Source organism: Paludibacterium sp., assembly GCF_019232825.1.
GTDB lineage: Bacteria > Pseudomonadota > Gammaproteobacteria > Burkholderiales > Chromobacteriaceae > Paludibacterium.
Map to the genome: position 1 here is coordinate 1 of NZ_JAFAND010000035.1, position 20,809 is coordinate 20,809.

Below are 20,809 nucleotides of genomic sequence, written 5' to 3' on the forward strand. Positions count from 1 at the left end.
GCCGGTATCGATGGCCAATTTCCAGCAATGGCTCGATAGCTGGAGCACGGATATCGCCGAGCAGGTCGCCGGCGCCCTGCCCGCAGCGCATCAAGCGACGCCCCCCTAAGGACCCTCTGAACAAGTTATTTACCACTGCGTTTGGTCAATAACAGGCCGAATGCAAGGCGCGCGACGCAGGTCGCAGTTATTCTGCGATGCCAAGGAGCGCAACGCCGTCAGGCGGCCTGTTGTTGGCCAAACCCTTCGGGGCGGCGCCTGGCGGTCGGTCTGCTTTGTTGCGCGGCTGGTGGATGGAATGACCATCCACTGCGCCCCGCGCCGCGCATCCCATCCCGCCAGGGGTCGCCGCAGCGGTAAATAACGGGTTCAGAGGGTCCCTAGATGCCTACTTGATGCCTTCCTCCGCCTGCTCGCCCCATACCGCCTGCATGTCGGCAGGGCGCACCACGCTGCGGTCGCGATAGCTGGTGTGCAGCAGATGATGCGCTTTGTCCGAGTGCGGCTCGCCGAGAAACTCGGTGTACAGCCGTTGCACTTGGTGGTTGTTGTGCGACTGGCGCGCCTTGGTATGGCGGTCGATGTCGTACAGCGTGGCGCGGCGTTTGAGCGCGTGCGGCAGGTAGGCCTTCTTCGAGCGCAGCGTGCCGCCGCCGTCGACGCAACCGCCCGGGCACGCCATGACTTCGACGAAATCGAAATCGACGCGGCCGGCGCGGATTTCCTCCACCAGCTCGCGCGTGCCCTTGAGCCCATGGCACATCGCCACCTTGATCTCGCCGAATTCGCCGCCCAGGTTGACGTGTGCGGTGCGCACGTTCTCGAAGCCGCGCAACTGGCCGATCTCAACGTGCTCAAGCTCCTTGCCGTTGACCACGAAGTACATCGTGCGCAGCGCCGCCTCCATCACACCGCCGGTGGTGCCGAAGATCGCGCCCGCACCGGAATATTCGCTCATGTACGGATCGTCGTAAGCCGATGGCGCCATATGCTTGAGGTCGATGCCTTCGCGCCGCAACAGATGGGCAAACTCGCGCATGGTCAGCACCACGTCCACTTCGGCTTGGCCGTCGTGGATGTGTTCCGGCCGGCGCGCCTCTTCCTTCTTGGCGGTGCACGGCATGATCGAGATCACGCGCATGCGCGCAGGATCGATGCCGCGCCGCTCGGCCAGATACGTCTTGGCGATCACGCCGAGAGTTTGCTGTGGCGAGCGCGTCGAGGACAGCATCGGCCGCATGTCGGGATAGTGTTTTTCGATGAAGGTGATCCAGGCCGGACAGCAGGACGTGAAAGTCGGTCCCTTCTTCTGCCGCAGCCGGCCCAACAGCTCGGTCCCTTCTTCCATGATCACCACATCGGCGCCGAAGTTGGTGTCGAGGATGATGTCGGCGCCAAGCTTGCGCAGCGCGGCGATGATCTGCCCTTCGACATTGAACCCCGGCGGCAGGCCGAACTCCTCGCCGAAGCCGACGCGGATGGCCGGCGCCATCTGGAACACCGTGGTAATGGCCGGATCGGCCAGATAATCAAGCACTTCTTGCGTTTGGTCGCGCTCGGACAGCGCGCCGGTCGGGCACACCATCACGCACTGGCCGCAGGTCACGCAAGGCGACGGCTCGACCGAGCCGCCCTTGAGGCGAATGCCGGCGGCGCTGCCCCAGCCGGCAAGCTCTAACGAATCGATGTTCTGCACATTGCGGCACACTGCCACGCAGCGCTGGCAGCGGATACAGCGGCTGCGGTCGTAAATGATCGCCTGCCCCTCATCCACCGGCTCGTCGTTTTCCCAGCCCTGCGTGTAATGGAAGCGCACCTCGGTCAGGCCGACCGAGTTGGCCGCGGCCAGGAGCTCGCAGTTGCCGTTGCGCTTGCAGGTCGAGCACGACTGATGGTGGTCGGCCATGGTCATTTCCAACTGCAGCCGGCGCATGTCCTGCACTTGGGCCGTCCGGGTCAACACCTGCCAGCCCGCTTGCAGAGGCGTGTCGCACGCGGTCAGAAAGCGCGGCGCGTCTTCGCCGTCGGCGCGCACTTCCACCAGGCACACGCGACACGTGCCCGGCGCATGATCGATATCGTTCAGCTCGCACAGCGTGGGGATGAAGATGTCGTGTTCGCGCGCCACCTGCAAGATGGTCTGCCCGGGCTTGAATTCAATGCTTTGTCCGTTGATCGACGCTTGCATGACACCCTCCTTATTGGGCCGCGGCGGCGTGCGCCAGCGGGCGCGCCGTCGACAGCGAATAAACGCGGTAGCAACGCAGGCAGCGCTTGGCTTCTTCGTAAGCCGCTTCCTTGCTCAGGCAACCGTCCACTTCCTTGAAATGACGCACGCGCGATTCGGCCGGCAGTTCCGGCACATGCGCCCGGTCGCGCGGGATCGGCGCGATCTCGACCGGCTCCTTCAGCAGCAGCTTATTGGTGGCCAGCATCTGCTGCACGCGCGCCTCGGGCTTGATGGTCACGCCGCCGGTGAGCAGATATTCACAAATGCTCGCGGCGGCGCGGTCACCGTGATCGAGCGCGTTGACCAGCGTCAACGGGCCAAGCACGCAGTCGCCGCCGGCGAATACCCCGGGGCGGGACGTTTCCAGCGTGTCCGGGTTGACGGTGATGCAATGCCACTTGTCGAGCGTGACGCCATCCTCGGGCCGCAGCACGGCGCCGTCGACCTGTTGGCCGATGGCGGCGATCACCAGGTCGCACGGCATCACCTGCTCGGTGCCCGGCACCGGTTCGACACTGCGGCGGCCGCGCGCGTCGAGCTCCGTCTGGCGCATGGTCAGAAGCTCGACGCCGACCACGCGGCCCTCCTTGATCACCAGCGACGACGGATTGCTCAAGCAGTGGAAATGAATGCCTTCCTGCCCGCACGCCACCACCTCCTCGCGTTCGGCCGGCATATCCTCGACCGTGCGCCGGTAGACCAGATGCACCGAGCGCGCGCCCATGCGTTTGGCCGAGCGCACGCAGTCCATCGCCACGTTGCCGCCACCGACCACCACCACGTCGCCGGTGACTTCAAACGGCAAGCCATACTCGACGTACTTATGCACCTTGAGCAGGAAATCGACGCCGGAGGCGTAGCCCTCCAGGGTAGGGTCCTCGTTCTTGACGCCCAGCAACGTCCCCTGGCTCGCGCCATAACCGAGGAATACCGCCTGGTAGCCCTGCGCGGTCAAATCGTCGAGCGTGAAGTCGCGTCCCAAAGCCTTATCGAAGAAGAAGCGCCCGCCCAGGTGGCGGATCAGGATCTCCGTTTCGGCCTTGAGCACATCCTTGGGCAACCGGTAGCTGGGAATGCCGACCGAAGCCATGCCGCCGGCCGATTTTTGCGCGTCGTAGATATCGACTTGAAAGCCTTCGAGCAGCAGCTTGTAGGCGCAGGTGATGCCGGCCGGGCCGGCGCCGATCACCGCCACGCGCTCCTTGCGCTGCACCTCCGGCAACGGAATCTTGAGCGACTTGCCGCCGGACAGGGCGGTATCGGCGGCATAGCGCTTGAGCATACGGATGCCGACAGCACCGTCGACGGCGTTGCGGCGGCAGGCATCTTCGCAGAAACGCACGCAGACGCGGCCACAGGAGGCCGCCATCGAATACTTCTCCAACACCACGCCGAGCGCGTAGTCGAATTTGCCGCCCTTGACGCCATCGATGTACTTGGGCACGTCCACCTTCGACGGGCATACCTCGATGCAAGGCGCGGTGGTGTAGCCGAAGTAGCCGGGCGTCTGCGCGCATTGCGCCACCGTCAACGGGCGGAATTCGTCGCGAAAGGCGGTGAGCGCCTGCCAGAGCGCCTTGGCGCAGCTCTGGCCCATGCCGCACAGCGAGGTTTCGGTCACCTGCTGCGCCAACAGCGCGATCTCGTCCAGCACGGCGGCCGGGGCTTCGTCGTAGGCGTAGGCATGCAACAGGTCGCGCAAGCGCTGCGTGCCGACGCGGCACGGCGTGCAACGGCCACACGACTCCTGCGCCGAGCGCGTCATGTGCTGCAGGAACATTTGAGTGAGATTGGCCTGGCCGTCGAACACCAGAAAGCCACGGTCGGCGATAAAGCCGCGGGTAGGATTGTCAGGAAACAGCGTCGGCAGGCCGGACACCACGGTGACCGGCTCTTTCGGCGCTTTGCGACGATAGTCGTAGCGTTGGCCGTCCCACATCCCGTAAATCGGATAATTCATGGAAAAACCCTCAAGGGGAAAACGAATGCTTTGGACGGGCTCGTCGCCAAGGGATGCCGGCAACGCTCGCGTCATAACCGGGTGCTTTGCAGCATGATAGGACAGCGCTTGGGCGATTTGTTTGATGTGCCACAAGGGTTGTGATGGCCAATGCCCCCCTTTCCAGCGAGGGGATTTTGCTTTACTGTCCGCACAAATTCTTGCTGAAATGTGCACGCCTTATGCGCTCCCTGCTTCGCCAAACCTTGACCTTCGATCGCAACCAGCCGCCCAATTGGCGCCGCGCGCTACGCGTGACCGTCGCCATCGGCTTGCCGTTGTTCATCGCCATTTGGCGCGGCGAGTTCCTGCCGGCGGTTTATGGCGGCGTGGCCGGGTTGTATTCGATGTTCGTCGACAACGGCGGGCCAACGCCTGAGCGCATCGTGGCCATCGTCTACATGACGGTCGGCATGCTGTTGTGCGGCATCGCCGGCTATGTCGGCCGCTGGGTGCCAGGCGCGCCGCTGGCATTTTTGCTGGCCTTCTCGCTGATGGCCGGCTGGCTGCAAGGCACAGGCACCTCGGTCGAACTGATGAGCAAGTACTGGCTGATCGCGTTTCTATTCGGCAACAGCGATCCGCGGCTCTCGCCGCTGGCCGGTACGTATCTGCTATTGGGCGGACTGACCGGTATCGTGTCGGTGCTGATCGACCGCGTACTCGCCGGCAAGCCGGAAAAACAGTTCGGCCCGATGCTGTTCGAGGCCATCAGCCGGCTGCTGCGCCGCAGGCATAGCAATGGTCACTTCACCTTCTACTTCGCCAGCAAGATCCTGGCCGGCTATGCCGTCGGCTACGGCCTCGGCCTAACCCGCGCCTACTGGGTGCCGCTGACCATCGCCATCGTCACCGTCTACGATCCTCAGCTCAGCATCGCCAAGCTGATCCAGCGGCTGGCGGGCTCGCTTTTGGGCGCCCTGGTTGGCTGGGCGGTACTGACCTGGTGCCACGACGACACCTGGCTCGCGCTGATCTCCATGGCTTTGGGTGCCGCCACGGCGCTGTTGCTCAATCGCAGCTACTGGATGGCGGTGGTGCCGATCACCGCGCTGGTGATGGTGCTGCTCGATTTCGGCTACCCGCAGGCGTCGACGCTGCTGGCTATCGCCCGGGTGGAAAACACCGTGCTCGGCTGCGCCATTGCCGGCCTCGGCGCGTTGATCTACCTCCGGCTGCAACAGTGGTTGCCGCGCGAGCGGCGCAAGCGCAGAGCACGCGTATAGCCATAGGCAATCAATAGCTTTAATACAATCAAATATACGTACCAATAGTTTCTCAATATCATGCACTGCATACGGCGGCCAACGCCACATTGCTCAAACCCTGATAGGAGAAACAACATGTCGACTTCGCTGATCAACACCGAAATCAAGCCCTTCAAAGCCACCGCTTTCCATAACGGCAACTTCGTCGACGTCTCCGACGCCGACCTGAAGGGCAAGTGGTCGGTGGTGTTCTTCTACCCGGCCGACTTCACCTTCGTCTGCCCGACCGAACTGGGCGACCTGGCCGACAACTACGCCGAATTCAAGAAGCTGGGCGTTGAGATCTACTCTGTGTCCACCGACACCCATTTCACCCACAAGGCCTGGCACGACAGCTCGGACACCATTCGCAAGATCGGCTACCCGATGCTGGGCGACCCGACCGGCCTGCTCACCCGCAACTTCGGCGTGATGATCGAGGAAGAAGGCCTGGCGGAACGCGGCACCTTCGTCATCGACCCGGAAGGCAAGATCCAGATCGTCGAAATCAACGCCGGCGGCATCGGCCGCGACGCCAGCGAACTGTTGCGCAAGGTGAAGGCCGCGCAATACGTCGCCAGCCACCCGGGTGAAGTCTGCCCGGCCAAGTGGAAGGAAGGCGAAGCCACCCTGGCGCCGTCGCTCGACCTGGTCGGCAAGATCTAATCCCCCCGCTTCCGGGGGCATGCCCCGGAAGCCGCTGCGAAGGCAGCGGCAAAGCCCGCGCTTTGCCCCTGCCCTTGCCGGCCACCCCCTACTGGAGAACGCCATGCTAGACGCCAACATCAAGAATCAACTGCAAAACTACCTGACCCGCCTGACGACACCGGTGGTGCTCACCGCTTCGCTCGACGACGGCGCCAAATCGCGCGAGATGTACGAACTGCTGCAAGAAATCGCCGCGCTCTCGCCGTTGGTTTCGCTCAACAGCGATGGCCAGGCCGCGCGCCGGCCGTCGTTTGGCATCGGGCGCCCGAATGAAGCCGCGCGCATCGCCTTTGCCGGCATTCCGATGGGACACGAATTCACCTCGCTGGTCTTGGCGCTGCTGCAGACCGGCGGCCATCCGGTCAAGGCCGAGACCGAGGTGTTGGCGCAGATCGGCGCGCTGCGCGGCCCGCTGCATTTCGAAGTGTTCGTGTCGCTTAGCTGCCATAACTGCCCGGACGTCGTGCAGGCGCTCAACGTGATGGCGCTCACCAACCCGTCGATCACCAGCGTGATGATCGATGGCGCGCTGTTTCAGGACGAAATCGACGCCCGTCAGATCATGGGCGTGCCGTCGGTGTACCTGAATGGCGAACCGTTCGGCAATGGCCGCATGAGCCTGGAGGAGATCTTGGCCAAGGTGGACAGCGAGGCCAGCGCCGAAAGGGCGCGCGCCAAGTTGGCGGATGCCGAGCCGTTCGACGTGCTGGTGGTCGGTGGCGGACCGGCCGGTTCGGCGGCGGCGATCTACGCCGCGCGCAAGGGTATTCGCACCGGCGTATTGGCCGAGCGCTTCGGTGGCCAAGTGCTGGACACGCTGGCCATTGAAAACTTCGTCTCGGTCAGCCGCACCGAGGGTCCGAAGCTCGGCATGGCGCTGGAGCAGCACGTCAAGGACTACGACGTCGACGTGCTCAACCTGCAACGGGCGCACAAGCTCGTGCCGGCGCAGAACGGCGGATTGGCCGAAGTGCATCTGGACAGCGGCGCGGTACTCAAGAGTCGCGCGGTGATTCTGGCCACCGGTGCGCGCTGGCGCGAAATGGGCGTACCGGGAGAGGCGCAATACAAGAACCGCGGCGTGGCCTTTTGTCCGCACTGCGACGGCCCGCTGTTCAAGGGCAAGCGCGTGGCGGTGATCGGCGGCGGCAACTCCGGCGTCGAGGCGGCCATCGACCTGGCCGGCATCGTATCGCACGTGACGCTGCTCGAATTCGCCGACAGCTTGCGCGCCGACGCGGTGCTGCAGGCCAAGCTCGCGAGCCTGCCCAACGTCGCGATCATCAAATCGGCGCAGACGCGCGAAGTGCTGGGCGACGGCCAAAAAGTGACCGGCCTCGTTTACCGCGACCGCGCCAGCGACAGCGATCACATGCTGGAATTGGAAGGCATCTTCGTTCAGATCGGCCTCTTGCCCAACACCGAATGGCTGAAGGACACGCTGGCACTGTCACCGCGCGGCGAGATCGAGGTCGACGCCCGCGGCCAGACCTCGGCGCCGGGCATCTTCGCCGCCGGCGACGCCACCACGGTGCCATTCAAGCAGATCATCATCGCCATGGGCGAAGGGGCCAAGGCGAGCCTGGGCGCCTTCGACTACCTGATCCGCCAGCAGCCGGCTTAACCGGCCGCTGCTCACAACATCAGCCCACCACGCCGGCTCCACACCGGCCTGGCGGGCTTGACTTTAAATACGGCCAAACGACGATTAGGGTCTGTGAGTGTGCGGAGGGCATGTAGCGCCGTGGCATTGAATGCACGGGACAATTGTAGTAACATACCTACAAATATTGAATAGCGCGGGAGGTCCATCATGTCCATTACCACCCTATCCAGCCGTGAACTCAATCAAGACGTCACCAAAGCCAAACGCGCAGCCAAGGACGGCCCAGTGTTCATCACCGACCGGGGTAAGCCTGCCCATGTTTTATTGAGCTTCGAAGCCTATCAGCGCCTCACCCTACAACGCCGCAACATCGCCGATGCGCTGGCCATGCCCGGCATTGAGGATATCGAGTTCGAACCGCCGCGTGCAGACATCACCATCCTACCGGCCGACTTAACATAATGTTCATTCTCGACACCAATGTTGTATCCGAATTACGCAAAGTAAAAGCAGGTAAGGCCGACAAAAATGTGACCGCATGGTGCGACAGTGTTGATGCTTCCGCGATTTTTCTCTCCGCCATGACTGTTCTTGAATTGGAAACCGGCGTACTGCAGATTGAACGACGCGACGCGAGCCAAGGTGCGCTATTACGCGCTTGGCTCGCGCATCACGTATTGCCTGAATTTGCCGGCCGGATACTGCCGATCGACACCACCGTTGCCCAGCGATGCGCCAAATTGCACGTACCGGATCGACGCTCCGAGCGTGATGCGCTGATTGCCGCTACCGCGCTCGTACACGGCATGACCGTCGTCACCCGCAATGGCGCCGACTTTGCCGCAACCGGCGTCGACATACTGGACCCCTGGCAGCGCCCATAGCGCGCCCCCTTCAGCGATCATTCCGCCCGGATTGACGGGGGTGTTGTGGCCGCAGAACGGTTTGCCAAGATGAATCGCGCGCAGTCCGCCGTGCCGAGCGGCGGACTGAACCAATAGCCCTGGAAGCGCCGGCCGCCCAGTTGAACACAGCGGTCAAGCTGCGGCAGGTCCTCCACCCCTTCCACCATGACGTCCATGTTCAGCCCCTGCCCCAGCTCGACGATGCTGCGGATGACATGCTCGTTGATGGCGCTGGGCGCCGACTGGGTCAGCGAGCGGTCGATCTTGATGGTGTCGATCGGCAGCGCGTACAAATAGCGCAGCGACGTGTGTCCCATGCCGAAATCGTCCAACGCGATGCGCACGCCGGCGTCGCGCAAACGCTGCAGCATGGCCAGCATGGCGTCGCTGGGGATCAGCATCGTTGACTCGGTGATTTCCAATTCCAGCAAGTGCGGCGGCACGCCATACTCGTCCAAAAGCGCCAACACGCCGTCGGCGAACGTCGCGCTCAGCAATTGTTTCGGCGTCACGTTGACCGCCAGCATCAGATCATCCGGCAACTGTCCGCGCCATGCCGCGCGTTGCGCCAGCGCGGTGCGCAGCACGTAATAGCCCAGCCGCTCGTGCCACTGCCTATCCTCGGCCAGCGCCACCGTCAGCGGGGGTGAAATCGGGCCGAACAATGGATGCCGCCAGCGCAGCAAGGCCTCGACGCCGTAAACCTCGTATGCCGGCGCGGCAACCTGCGGCTGGTAGACCAGTTCGAGCTGCGTCGCGGTGACTAGCGCATGATCGAGGTCGTTGGCCAGCATGTCCGCCATCGCGCCTTCGTCGCCGGGGAGACGGCACGTTCGCGGCACCTCGCCTTGATCGAAACGTTCCGCCGACACGCCCAACTGCCGGATCAGCGCCGCGCCCATTTTCATCCGCCGCCTTGCCGCCAGCCGCACGAAAGGAAAGTAAAGCGCCGTGCCGACGGCAAGGTTCATCGCTTGTAGGCCCAAACCGGTCCACGAGCGCGTGGTGAGCACGCCGCTCAACAACGCCGGTGTCGTCCAAGGAATGGTCGCGGCGGTGTGCGGCACCCACCCCAAGACGATCGCCGTGTACCCCATCAGCGTCTGCGCCAGCGGCACCAACAAAAAGGGAATGAAGTAGACCGGGTTGATGATGATGGGCAAACCGAACAGCAGCGGCTCGTTGACATTGCACAACGCCGGAATCAAAGCGAACAACGCGAAGCGCCGCGCGCCGCGCCCCCGGCCGGCAGCCAACAAGGCGACAATCAGGCACAGCGTGCTGCCCGACCCGCCCATGCGCGTGAACGCGTCGAAAAATTCCTTGGTGAAAATCCACGTCGGCTGGTGATGGGCGGCGATCGCAGCCAGATTGGCTTGCGTCGCCGGCACCCAGACCTTGGCTTCGATGGCGATCAGTAGATTGGGGCCATGCACCCCGACAAACCATAAGAGCTGGCAGGCGGCCACATACAAAAGCGCCCCGCTCAAGCTGTTATCCAGCCAGCCCACCACATGCTCATACGCCCCCGCCCCCGGCAAGCCCCCCGTGTCGACGCCACGCAAGAATCCAAGCGCGAGCGCGACGCATAGGATGGTCAGCACGGCGGCCGGCGTGGCCGCCAGCACCTCGCGCATGCGAATGTCGCCACCCATGAAATCAAGATGGTGCAGCGGAAAGACCACCCTCAAAAACGTAAAGAACAGAAAACTGCCGAGCGGCGCCAGTACGAAAACACGCGGCAACCCCTTGTCGATCGACAGCATCCGCGCCCAGGCGCCATCGCCATCGTTCACCGCCGTGAGAAAAAAACAGGCCAGCACAACGGCAATGGCAATCATGGGCGACACGGCACGCGTCCGATAGCGCTGATTGTGCATGGCGGTCCGGGCCTGGACATAGCCGATGAGCACGGTCAGCGCGGCAATGCCGAAGGTGCCATCGACAACGCTCGCCCAGCCGCGCCGCCATACCGCTTGCACGGAGGGAGAAAACGCCGGGGCCAGAGAGAGCGGCAACTCGCGCAGCAGGATAGCGAACGCGCCGATCATGATGAGCGGCAAGGAGAAAGTCAGTCCGCTGCGCATCGCGGTAAATAGCGGCAGCGACTCCAGGGTCAGGAAACTTCTTCGCAGCATCTGCGAAAACATGCGACTGCCGTTCGGTTTTCTCATGGAAAAGCGATCCGCTTATCGCTTCGATGAAAATATAACGGTATATATCATGCTTTTTTATTAAAAGATATTCTTATAAAAAAGACAAGCGATCATAAACAAAACAAACGCCATGACACTTTCACCACAGATTACCCCCTGCTTTGGCTGACCCACATCAAACAAAACCGTCTTTTTGGCGGATCACGCCTTTTGTTGATTCAAACGAAAGATATCCCGATTGACCTCTCCGAATATTTGAATCGGGTAAGGCTCCGTCGGTCGGCGGTTCGATCGATGGGGAATTCAAGTTCTCATTCAGCTTTGGATAAATCTCTCCATGAAAGTCGATCAAGCGAAGTACCCTGGCATCTCATGTGTCATCAATGGTAACGGTGCGGTCGCGCATGTGATGAATCACGTCTGCGGCGGCGTCATTGGCTACCCCATCACGCCCTCGACCGAAATCGCCGAGTTGTTTGAGGCGGCGCGCGCCGACGGCAGTGTCAACGTCTGGGGCAAACATCCGTTCTTCTTCAGTCCCGAAGGTGAGCACTCCGCGCAAAGCGGCGCGCTGGGCGCGGCGCTCACCGGCGGACAATACATTTCCAATGCCTCGTCGAGCCAGGGCATCTTGTATGCGATGGAATCGCACTACGTCACCGTCGGTAAGAAGGCCGGCGGCTTCGTTCTGCAGGTAGCAGCACGCGTGGTGTCGCGCCATTCGCTCAACGTCATGGCCGGACACGACGACGCGTACGCCCTGCTCTCGGCGGGCTACACCATTCTGTTCGGTTCCAACCCGCAAGAAGCCGCCGATTTGGCCGCCATCGCCTACCGCGTGTCCGCCGATTCGCTGATTCCGGTGGCCAACACCATGGACGGCTTCTCCACCAGCCACATGCTGAGCGAGGCCTGCTTGCCGGAACCGGCGTTGTTGGCCGAATTTGTCGGCAACCCGCAAGACCGCATTCCCTGTCCGACGCTCGCGCAGGAAATTCTGTTCGGCGCCAAGGGCCGTGTCGCCCAGCTGCGCCAATACCTGGCGCGCCATCGCGACGATATCCGCGACGCCGACCGGCAAGCGCTGGAGCAATACCTGACCGATCACGCCGATGCGGTCGAGAAAGACGCGAAGGGCGAACGCGTGGCGGAAACCCTCGGCTGGCTGCCGACCGAGTGCCATCGTCAATGGCGCCGCCAGTGGCGCAACGCGCATGAGAAAGGCACGCGTCAACGCGTGCCGGCGCTGGTCGACATCCAGAACCCCGGCTTGACCGGGCCGGTGCAAAACCAGCCGGACTTCCAAGCAGGGGCCGCCGATCACCGCACTCACTTCGCCAATGCCGTGCCGGGCATGGTGCGCCAGGCGATGGCCGAGTACTCGGCCCTGACAGGACGCCACTACGCGCCGGTACAGACATTCCATTGCGACGACGCCGACTATGTGATGGTCGGTTTGGGCTCGGTCACCGAAGACGTCGAAGCCGTGGTCGCGCACCTGCGCGCCAAGGGTGAAAAGGTCGGCCTGGTGGCGATCAAGCTGTTGCAACCCTTCCCCGAAGCCGAGGTGGTCGCCGCGCTCGCCGGTAAAAAGGCGGTCATGGTATTGGAGCGCTCGGAGCAGACCGCGCTGACCACCCTCGTTACCCAGGCGCTGTTCAAGGCGCGGGAAAACGCCGATCAGTCTCGCTATGCGGACATTCCCGCCATCGAACGCCTGCCGATCCTGACCACCGCCATCTTCGGCCTGGGTGGCCACGATCTGCAACCGCGCCACCTGATCGCCGCCTTCCGCCACCTGGCGGGCAGCCGTCCGTCGCCGCTCGTCTATCTGGGTAGCCAATTCTTCGACGACAACCCTTCGCCGCAGATGGCCGAGCTGCAAGCGCGCCTGAAAGCCGCCTATCCGGAAACCGAGTTCATGGCGCTGGAAACCGAAGCCAATCCGCGCCTGCTGCCGGACAGCGCCTTCCGCATCCGCTTCCACTCGGTGGGCGGCTACGGCACCATCGCCTCGGGCAAACTATTGACCGACATCCTGGCCGGCGCGCTCGACCTGCACTCGAAGGCCGCGCCGAAATACGGCTCGGAAAAGAGCGGCGCGCCCACCAACTACTACATCACGCTGAGCCCGGAGGCGATCAAGATCACCAATGCCGAGTTGGAAGACGTGGAAATCGTCATTTCGCCCGACCACAAGGTGTTCAGCCATACCAACCCGCTGCGCGGCCTGGCGCGTGGCGGCACCTTCATTTTGCAATCGAATGCCACGGCGGAGGAAATCTGGCGCGAGCTGCCGCCCGCGGCGCGCCGGACCATTCGCGAACGGGAAATCCGCTTCCTCGCCATCGATGCCTTCAGCGTGGCCAGCAAGCATTCGCCCTCGCCGGCGCTCGCGACGCGCATGATGGGCATCGCCTTCATCGGCGCGGTGGTGGGCCATGTGCCGCAGGTCACGGCCGGCGCGAGCCGCGAGGCGATTTTGGAAAAAGTGACGAAGCAAATCGCCAAGAAATTCGGCAGCAAGGGCGAGGCGATCGTCGAAGGCAACATGAACGTGATCCGCGATGGCATCGACGCCACTTGCGTGGTCGACTACCGCGCCGACGCGCTGGTGGCGATCGACGCCGAACCGGCCGCGGTGGCGTTCGCGAGCCCGGCCTTATCGGCGGGCATGTGCCGTCGCGCCGGCAGCTCGGCGTGCGGCGGTCTGTTCGACCGCGATTACTTTGAAGACATGGTGGCCAAGCCCTTCCGCGAGGGCACGATCGGCGAGGCGCCCGTACTGCCGGGCATCGGCATGTTCATGCCCAGCGCCACCGCCGCCGCCAAGGACAAAGGTCTGTTCCGCCGCACCGTGCCGGACTTCGATCCGTCGCTGTGCACCGGCTGCATGGAATGCACGCTGGTCTGCCCGGACGCCGCCTTGCCCTCGGCGGTGCACGACGTACATGAACTGCTGCGTGCCGGCATCCGCCGGCTCGACGTCACGCAGGCGCAACGCGACACCCTGATGGAACAGGTGTTCGCGCTGACCGACGCCGTGCGCGCCGCCTACCGCGCCGACAAGGACAATGCGCCGCTCTCCACGCTGGTCGAACGCTCGATCGACACGCTCGGCGACCTCTCGCCGGTACAGCGCACGCATTATGCGCAACTGGTCGCGCAACTGGCCACTTACCCGGTAGCACGCACCAAGCCGTTCTTCGACGCCATGGAAAAGGCTCAGCCCGGCAGCGGCGGCTTGTTCGCGGTCAGCGTCGATCCTTGGAAGTGCTCCGGCTGTCTGGAGTGCGTCGACGTCTGCGGCCCCGGCGCGCTCTCGCCGCTCGACCAAGACCATCGCGTCTTCGACAGCCTGCAACGGCGCTTCGAGTTCCTGTCGCGCCTGCCCGATACACCGGAGCGCTTCCTCACCGACGCGCTGGCCGCCGGCGGCGATACCAAGCGCCTGATGCTGGACCGCGACAACTACTACGCCATCACTGGCGGTCACGGCGGCTGCCGCGGCTGCGGCGAAGTCACCGCCATTCGCCTGGTGATGTCGACCAGCCATGCCCTGAGCGAAAAACGCCGCCGGACGCACATCCATGAACTGGAAGCGTTGATCGGCGCGCTGGAAGCCAAGCGCGACGCGCTGCCGGCCGACGACCAAGCGACCCGCGACCGTTACGAGCCGCTGGTGCTGAAGCTGGAGCAAGCGTTGTACGAACTGGAAAGCGGCCCGACCGGCGACGGCGAAAGCGGCACGGTCATCGCCAACGCCACCGGCTGCAGCAGCGTGTACGCGTCGACCTTCCCGTTCAACCCGTACAACGACCCGTGGGTCAACAGCCTGTTCCAAGACGTGCAACCGCTGGCCAAGGGGATCTTCGAAGGCATCGCCGCACGCAAGACCGAGCTTGTGCGCGCACTGCGCCAGGCGCGGCTGGAGCTCAGCGGCGACTACCGTCCGGAAACCCACGACAGCGTGCTGCGCTATCTCGACTGGCGCCAATTCAGCGCCGATGAAATCCAGCTGCTGCCGACGGTATTGACCATCGGCGGCGACGGCGCCAGCTACGACATCGGCTTTGGCGCGTTGTCGCGCATCCTGGTGAGCGGCACGCCGCTGAAGATCATGGTGCTCAACACCGGCGCCTACTCCAACACCGGCGGCCAAGCGTCGACCGCGAGCTACACCGCGCAAGACGCCGACCTCGCGCGTTTCGGCAAGGCGCACCCGGGCAAGCACGAACAGCGCAAGGAACTGGCGCTGATCGCCGCCTTCCACGGCAACATCTTCGCCTGCGTCAGCAGCACGGCGCTGCACGGTCATTTCCTGAAGAACACGCTGGCCTTCCTGGAATACACCGACGCGCCGGCGGTACTCGACGTCTACACGCCGTGTCAGGGCGAGCACGGCATCGCCGATCGCGCCTCGGCAGAACATTCGCGCCTGGCGGTCGAAAGCCGCATGTGCCCGGTGTTCGTGCATGACCCGCGCCGCGGCAACAGCCTATTCGAGCGGCTGTCGCTGGAGGGCAACCCGGATCTGGACAAAACCTGGAGCAAGACCACGCTGGAATATCTCGGCGATGACGGCCAGCTGCAGCTGTTGGAGATCGCGCTGACGCCGGCGCAGTTCGCGCTGGGCGAAAACCGCTTCAAGAAGCACTTCGGTCCGTTGCCCGTCGGCGCGGACGCCGTGCCGATCGAGGCCTTCGTCGAGCTCAATCCGGAAGCGCGCGACGGCAAGACGCCGTTCATCTACGCGGTGGACGGCAAACGCCGGCTGATCCGCTTGGCGGTCGACCTGCCGATCGTGGTGCTGGTGGAGGAACGCCGGCGCAATTGGCAACTGCTGCAGACGCTCTCCGGCCGGCAAGTCTCGGTGCTCAACGAAACGCACCGCGCCGAACTCGATGCCCTGCGCCGGCAGTATCAGGACGCCGTGGCGCAACGCGAAACCGGGCTCGATGCCCTGGCCCGCACCATGGCGGACCTGGCCACGTCGAGCAAGGCACCGCCCGCGCACGGACAGATCCCGATCGTGCCGGTCAGCGCCGCCCCGGCCGCCCAGGCCGACGCGTGCCCGGCGACCGCCGATAGCGCGCTGCTGCACTTCGATCAGGCGCACCAGGCCAAATGCACCAGCTGCAACACCTGCTACCAAGAGCTGCCGGAACTGTTCGAGAAGACCCGGATCGTGATCGACGGCCAAAGCCGCGAGGTGGCACAGCTGATTCCCGGCGCCTTGGAGCGCGTGGCCGTCACGCCGGAACTCAAGAGCCGCATCGCGCGGGTGATCGCCAACTGTGACGCGGAGTTGATTCAATGAGCACACAACCCTCTTCCTTCCATCCCGATGAGTTGCAGCGCTTCGCGGCCATGGACGAGGCGCTGGCGCAAACGCGCGAGCAAGTCGCCGAGCTCGAGCAAAGCGACACCATCGGCGCCTACAAGCGGCAGATGAAACTGTTGCAGCGCCGGCTGCTCAACCAGCCGGACGCGTTTCGCGACATTTTCATCGGCGACGGCATGCAGGCGGTGGTGTGGGAGTTCCAGCAAAAGGAACTCGGCGCCGATTTCGTGCACACGCTATGGCGCTCGCTGCTGGCCGAGGATGACGCCAGCCTGCTGCTGATGCGCTTCATCTGGAACTTGCCGCTCAAACTCAAGCGCAAGTTCGTGCTGGCGCTCGACCAGCATTTGTCGGCGCACTACCCGATGTTCAAGGGGCTGTCGGACAATTGGCCGCTCATGAGCCATATCCCGCCCTACATCCGCAGCGCCGAGGCGCGATCGGACGATTTCGGTCTGGTCAACCAAGGCTACCTCGGTTACATGAACGAAGGGTTTTCCGCGCGCGAAGTCGATCTATTCGTCTGGCTGGAGGCGCTGCGCGACAAGCAGTGCCTGGAAAAGCCTTGCGAACTGGGCGAGCATGTCGAAGGCAAAACCGACACCAAGGGCGGCTGTCCGGTCAAGATCCACATTCCGGAAATGATCGCACTCTTGGGCAAAGGCCACTTCAAGGAGGCGATGCAGCTGATTGAGAGCTGCAACCCCCTGCCCAACGTCACCGGCCGCGTCTGCCCGCAGGAACTGCAGTGCCAGGGCGTCTGCGCGCACCAGCGTCAACCGATCGAAATCGGCCAAATCGAGTGGTTCCTGCCGCAACGCGAGAAACTGCGGCAGGCGCAGAACGGGCTCGACGGCACCCTGACCGCCGATCCGTGGACGCATGGCGACAAGCCGCCGATCGCGGTGGTCGGGTCCGGCCCGTCCGGACTGATCAACGCCTACCTGCTCGCCGCCGAGGGCTTCCCGGTGACGGTGTTCGAGGCGTTCCACGAACTAGGCGGCGTGTTGCGCTACGGCATTCCCGAGTTCCGCCTGCCCAACGAGCTGATCGACGATGTGGTCGGCAAGATCAAACGCCTTGGCGGCCGGTTCGTCACCAACTTCGTCGTGGGCAAGACCGCCACCATCGAGGCCTTGAAGGAAGCCGGCTTCTACCGCGTGTTCGTCGGCACCGGCGCGGGTCTGCCGCGTTTCATGAACGTGCCGGGCGAACATCTGCTCAACGTCATGTCGGCCAACGAGTTCCTCACCCGCGTCAACTTGATGCAGGGTCTGAAGGGCGAGTACGCCACGCCGCTGCCGGAAACGCGCGGCAAGCACGTGGCGGTGATCGGCGGCGGCAACACCGCGATGGACTCGGCGCGCACGGCGCGGCGACTGGGGGCAAAAGTCACCATCGTCTACCGCCGCACGCGCGACGAGATGCCGGCCCGGGTGGAAGAGCTGCATCACGCGCTGGAAGAGGATATCGCGCTCAAGGTGCTGCGCGGACCAAGCGAGTTCATCGGCGACGAAAAAACCCATTTCGTCACTCATGCCAAGCTCGACGTGATGACGCTGGGCGAGCCGGACGCTTCCGGCCGGCGCAGCCCCAAAGCCACCGGCGAAACCGAGATGATGCCGGTCGATCTGGTGATCATGGCGCTCGGCAACGACGCCAACCCGATCATCAAGGACTCGGAACCGCGGCTGAAGACCACGCGCTGGGCCACCCTCGAGGTCAACAGCGGTTCGCAGCAGACCTCGCTTGAAGGCGTATTCTCCGGCGGCGACGCCACGCGCGGCGGCTCGACAGCCATTCGCGCGGCGGGCGACGGACAATCGGCGGCGCGCGAGATGATCGGCACCATCGATTGCGATCGCGCCGAAATCCACGAACGGGTCGCCAAGGCGCGGCGCTACACGGAACTCGGCTCCGAGCCGCACACCATCGTCGACCGCAAGGAGGTCGCCACCGGCATTGTCGAGTTGGAGGTGCGCGCGCCGCTGGTCGCACGCACCGCGCGCGCCGGGCAGTTCGTGCGTGTGCTCGCCTGGCCGAAGGGCGAACTGATTCCGCTGACACTGGCGGACTGGGACGCCGCCAAGGGCACCATTACGCTGGTGATCCAGGGTGTGGGCGCAAGCAGCATCGCCATCAACCGCATGAAGGTGGGCGAGGCCTTCACCGGCATTGCCGGCCCCTTGGGGCTGCCGAGCGCGTTGCATCCGTACGATGCCGACAGCACGGTCGTGTTCACCGCGGGCGGTGTCGGTCTACCGCCGGTGTATCCGATCCTGCGCGAACATCTACGGCTCGGCAACCACGCCACGTTGATCTCCGGCGTGCGCAGTGCCGACTTGGCGTTCTGGAACGGCGAGCACGAGCGCGTCGCCGCGCTGCAAGCCGAGTTCGGCGACCGGCTCGACGTGGTGTACACCAGTAACGACGGCACGCTCGGCGTGAAGGGTTTCGTGACCACGCCGCTGCAGCAGATGCTGGATGCGCAGAAGGCCGGCAACGGGCGCAACATCGCCGAAGTGGTCACTATCGGCCCGCCGCTGATGATGCGCGCGGTGTGCGACCTGACCCGGCCGTATGGGGTCAAGACCGTGGCAAGCCTCAACTCGATCATGGTCGACGCCACCGGCATGTGCGGCGCCTGCATGGTGCCGGTCAATCTCGACGGCAAGCTCGTGCGTAAACACGCCTGCATCGACGGACCGGAAATCGACGGCCACCTGATCGACTGGGATAAGTTCCTGCCGCGCTTTGGCCTCTTTAAACATCAGGAAAGCGAGAGCCTGGAACGGCAGAACCACGGCGGCTAAATCACGCGCCCTCGCCCCGGCATGACCGCGCTCCGGCACGGTTGCGCCGGGGCGTTCCATTTGCAAAACAGGTAAACTGCGGCGACACTGTCACGCCATCCAAATAGCCAGGAGCGCCCATGCCCGACGAACCAATCCGTTGCAGCTGGTGCGGCAACGACCCGCTTTACCAGGCCTACCATGACCAGGAATGGGGCCAACCGCAACACGACGACCGCCACTTGTTTGAAATGCTGATCCTGGAGGGCGCCCAGGCGGGACTGTCGTGGATCACCATCCTGCGTCGGCGCGAAGGCTATCGGCGTGTGTTTCATCATTTCGACCCGCAACGCGTGGCGGTCATGAGCGATGACGCGTTGGCGCAAGCGCTGCAGGACCCCGGCATCATCCGCAACCGGCAGAAAGTGGCCAGCGCGCGCGACAATGCCCGCGCCTTTTTGGCCATCCAGGCACAACACGGCTCGTTCGACCGCTGGCTGTGGGACCATGTGCAAGGTCAGCCGGTGGTGCGCCCGCCCGCGGCGCGCGAGCACCTGGCGACGTCGCCGTTGTCCGACCAGATCAGCCGCGAGCTGAAAAAAGCCGGCATGCGCTTCGTCGGCTCAACCATCATCTACGCCTACCTGCAAGCAACCGGCGTGGTCAACGACCATATGCCGGATTGCTTCCTGCATCCGCAACATCGTCTGGGATAAAAAGCGTGCGCGCGGCTTCTGCTGCGGGCGTAACGGCAACACCTTGAAAGCGGGAGTGGGGGCGAGCGTTTACTCCCGCCGTTGAGGTTTTGCTTCTACTCCCGCCGTTTCGCTTGCGCGGTCTTCCACTACGGGAGTAACGGCAACACCTTGAAAGCGGGAGTGGGGGCATCACGCGTTTCAGGGAAGCATGCAGTATTCGCGCGCGATGGCCGCGCCAAGGCGCGCGTTGTTCAGCACCAGCTGGATATTGGACGCCAGGCTATCGCCGCCGGTCAGTTCGCACACGCGCGCCAGCAGGAATGGCGTCGAGGCCTTGCCGCTAATGCCCTGCGTTTGGGCTTCGGCCAGCGCCTGTTCGATGGCGGCGTCGATCGCGGCCGGCGCCATCGCGTATTGCGGGGGAATCGGGTTGGCGATCACCATGCCGCCCTTGAGCGCCATCGCCCACTTGGCCTTCAGCACCGCGGCGATCTCGCCCGGCGCGTCCAGCCGGTAGTCGACGTTGAACGGACTCTCGCGCGTGAAGAAAGCCGGCAATTTTTCGGTTTGATAGCCGACCACCGGCACGCCGTGCGTTTCCAGGTATTCCAGCGTCAGACCCAGGTCGAGAATCGACTTGGCGCCGGCGCAGACCACGGCGACCGGCGTCTGCGCCAACTCCTGCAGATCGGCGGAGACGTCGAAGCTCGTCTCGGCGCCGCGGTGCACGCCGCCGATGCCGCCGGTGGCAAACACGCGGATGCCGGCCATGGCGGCGATGATCATGGTCGAGGCGACCGTGGTGGCGCCGGTCTCGCCCCGCGCGACGGTGAACGGCATATCGCGCCGGCTGACCTTGGCCACGTCGCGACCGGACCGGCCCAGGTGCTCGATCTGCTCCGGCGACAGGCCGGCCTTGAGCCGGCCGTCGATAATGGCGATGGTTGCCGGCACCGCCCCGTGAGCGCGTACTTCCGCCTCGACGCGCAAGGCGGTTTCCACATTTTGGGGATACGGCATGCCGTGCGAGATGATGGTGGACTCCAGCGCCACCACCGGGCGGTGGGCCGCCAGTGCGGCGGCGACTTCCGGATGAACATCCAAATAGCTGTGTTGGGTCATGA

12 protein-coding genes are annotated in these 20,809 nt (G+C 64.0%); 8 read left to right on the forward strand and 4 right to left on the reverse strand.

The features are described 5' to 3' along the window. Positions 1 to 388: 388 nt before the first annotated feature. On the reverse strand, positions 389 to 2,188 hold the full coding sequence (locus tag JOZ06_RS03160) for a [FeFe] hydrogenase, group A (protein ID WP_293228526.1): 1,800 nt from the start codon (positions 2,186 to 2,188) through the stop codon (positions 389 to 391). Positions 2,189 to 2,198: 10 nt separating this feature from the next. Further along, positions 2,199 to 4,190, reverse strand: coding sequence for an FAD-dependent oxidoreductase (locus JOZ06_RS03165; RefSeq protein WP_293228528.1), 1,992 nt, complete (start codon positions 4,188 to 4,190; stop codon positions 2,199 to 2,201). Positions 4,191 to 4,411: 221 nt separating this feature from the next. Here JOZ06_RS03165 and JOZ06_RS03170 point away from each other — a divergent pair, with 221 nt between their 5' ends. The 5 genes from JOZ06_RS03170 (at position 4,412) to JOZ06_RS03190 (ending at position 8,674) form a co-directional block, all read left to right on the forward strand. Then, a complete protein-coding gene (locus JOZ06_RS03170; protein WP_293228530.1) occupies positions 4,412 to 5,455 on the forward strand; it encodes an FUSC family protein in 1,044 nt (347 codons plus the stop codon). Between the two features lie 117 nt (positions 5,456 to 5,572). Further along, complete coding sequence (gene ahpC, locus JOZ06_RS03175; RefSeq protein ID WP_293228532.1) at positions 5,573 to 6,142, forward strand: alkyl hydroperoxide reductase subunit C; 570 nt, start codon at positions 5,573 to 5,575, stop codon at positions 6,140 to 6,142. A 103-nt stretch (positions 6,143 to 6,245) separates the two neighbouring features. Beyond that, positions 6,246 to 7,808 (forward strand): alkyl hydroperoxide reductase subunit F, encoded by a 1,563-nt coding sequence (ahpF, locus tag JOZ06_RS03180; RefSeq protein WP_293228533.1) that lies wholly within the window; start codon positions 6,246 to 6,248, stop codon positions 7,806 to 7,808. 189 nt (positions 7,809 to 7,997) lie between these two features. Then, positions 7,998 to 8,252 carry a type II toxin-antitoxin system Phd/YefM family antitoxin gene (locus JOZ06_RS03185; protein WP_293228534.1) on the forward strand — a complete coding sequence of 85 codons (255 nt, stop codon included), beginning with the start codon at positions 7,998 to 8,000 and terminating at the stop codon, positions 8,250 to 8,252. Next, positions 8,252 to 8,674 carry a type II toxin-antitoxin system VapC family toxin gene (locus JOZ06_RS03190; protein WP_293228536.1) on the forward strand — a complete coding sequence of 141 codons (423 nt, stop codon included), beginning with the start codon at positions 8,252 to 8,254 and terminating at the stop codon, positions 8,672 to 8,674. The genes JOZ06_RS03185 and JOZ06_RS03190 overlap by 1 nt, the downstream gene beginning before the upstream one ends. 17 nt (positions 8,675 to 8,691) lie before the next feature. Here the strand turns inward: JOZ06_RS03190 and JOZ06_RS03195 are convergent, their stop codons facing one another. Further along, positions 8,692 to 10,869 carry an EAL domain-containing protein gene (locus JOZ06_RS03195; RefSeq protein ID WP_293228538.1) on the reverse strand — a complete coding sequence of 726 codons (2,178 nt, stop codon included), beginning with the start codon at positions 10,867 to 10,869 and terminating at the stop codon, positions 8,692 to 8,694. A 319-nt stretch (positions 10,870 to 11,188) separates the two neighbouring features. Here JOZ06_RS03195 and JOZ06_RS03200 point away from each other — a divergent pair, with 319 nt between their 5' ends. The 3 genes from JOZ06_RS03200 (at position 11,189) to JOZ06_RS03210 (ending at position 19,703) form a co-directional block, all read left to right on the forward strand. Continuing rightward, complete coding sequence (locus JOZ06_RS03200; RefSeq protein ID WP_293228539.1) at positions 11,189 to 16,171, forward strand: 2-oxoacid:acceptor oxidoreductase family protein; 4,983 nt, start codon at positions 11,189 to 11,191, stop codon at positions 16,169 to 16,171. Continuing rightward, complete coding sequence (locus tag JOZ06_RS03205; RefSeq protein ID WP_293228541.1) at positions 16,168 to 19,008, forward strand: sulfide/dihydroorotate dehydrogenase-like FAD/NAD-binding protein; 2,841 nt, start codon at positions 16,168 to 16,170, stop codon at positions 19,006 to 19,008. The genes JOZ06_RS03200 and JOZ06_RS03205 overlap by 4 nt, the downstream gene beginning before the upstream one ends. A gap of 119 nt (positions 19,009 to 19,127) precedes the next feature. Continuing rightward, positions 19,128 to 19,703, forward strand: a complete 576-nt coding sequence (locus JOZ06_RS03210) for a DNA-3-methyladenine glycosylase I (RefSeq protein ID WP_293228544.1) — start codon at positions 19,128 to 19,130, stop codon at positions 19,701 to 19,703. 180 nt (positions 19,704 to 19,883) lie between these two features. Here JOZ06_RS03210 and JOZ06_RS03215 read toward each other — a convergent pair whose 3' ends face one another. Continuing rightward, positions 19,884 to 20,807: a pseudouridine-5'-phosphate glycosidase gene (locus JOZ06_RS03215; protein ID WP_293228547.1), complete on the reverse strand. Its 924-nt coding sequence runs from the start codon at positions 20,805 to 20,807 to the stop codon at positions 19,884 to 19,886. Positions 20,808 to 20,809: the final 2 nt, after the last annotated feature.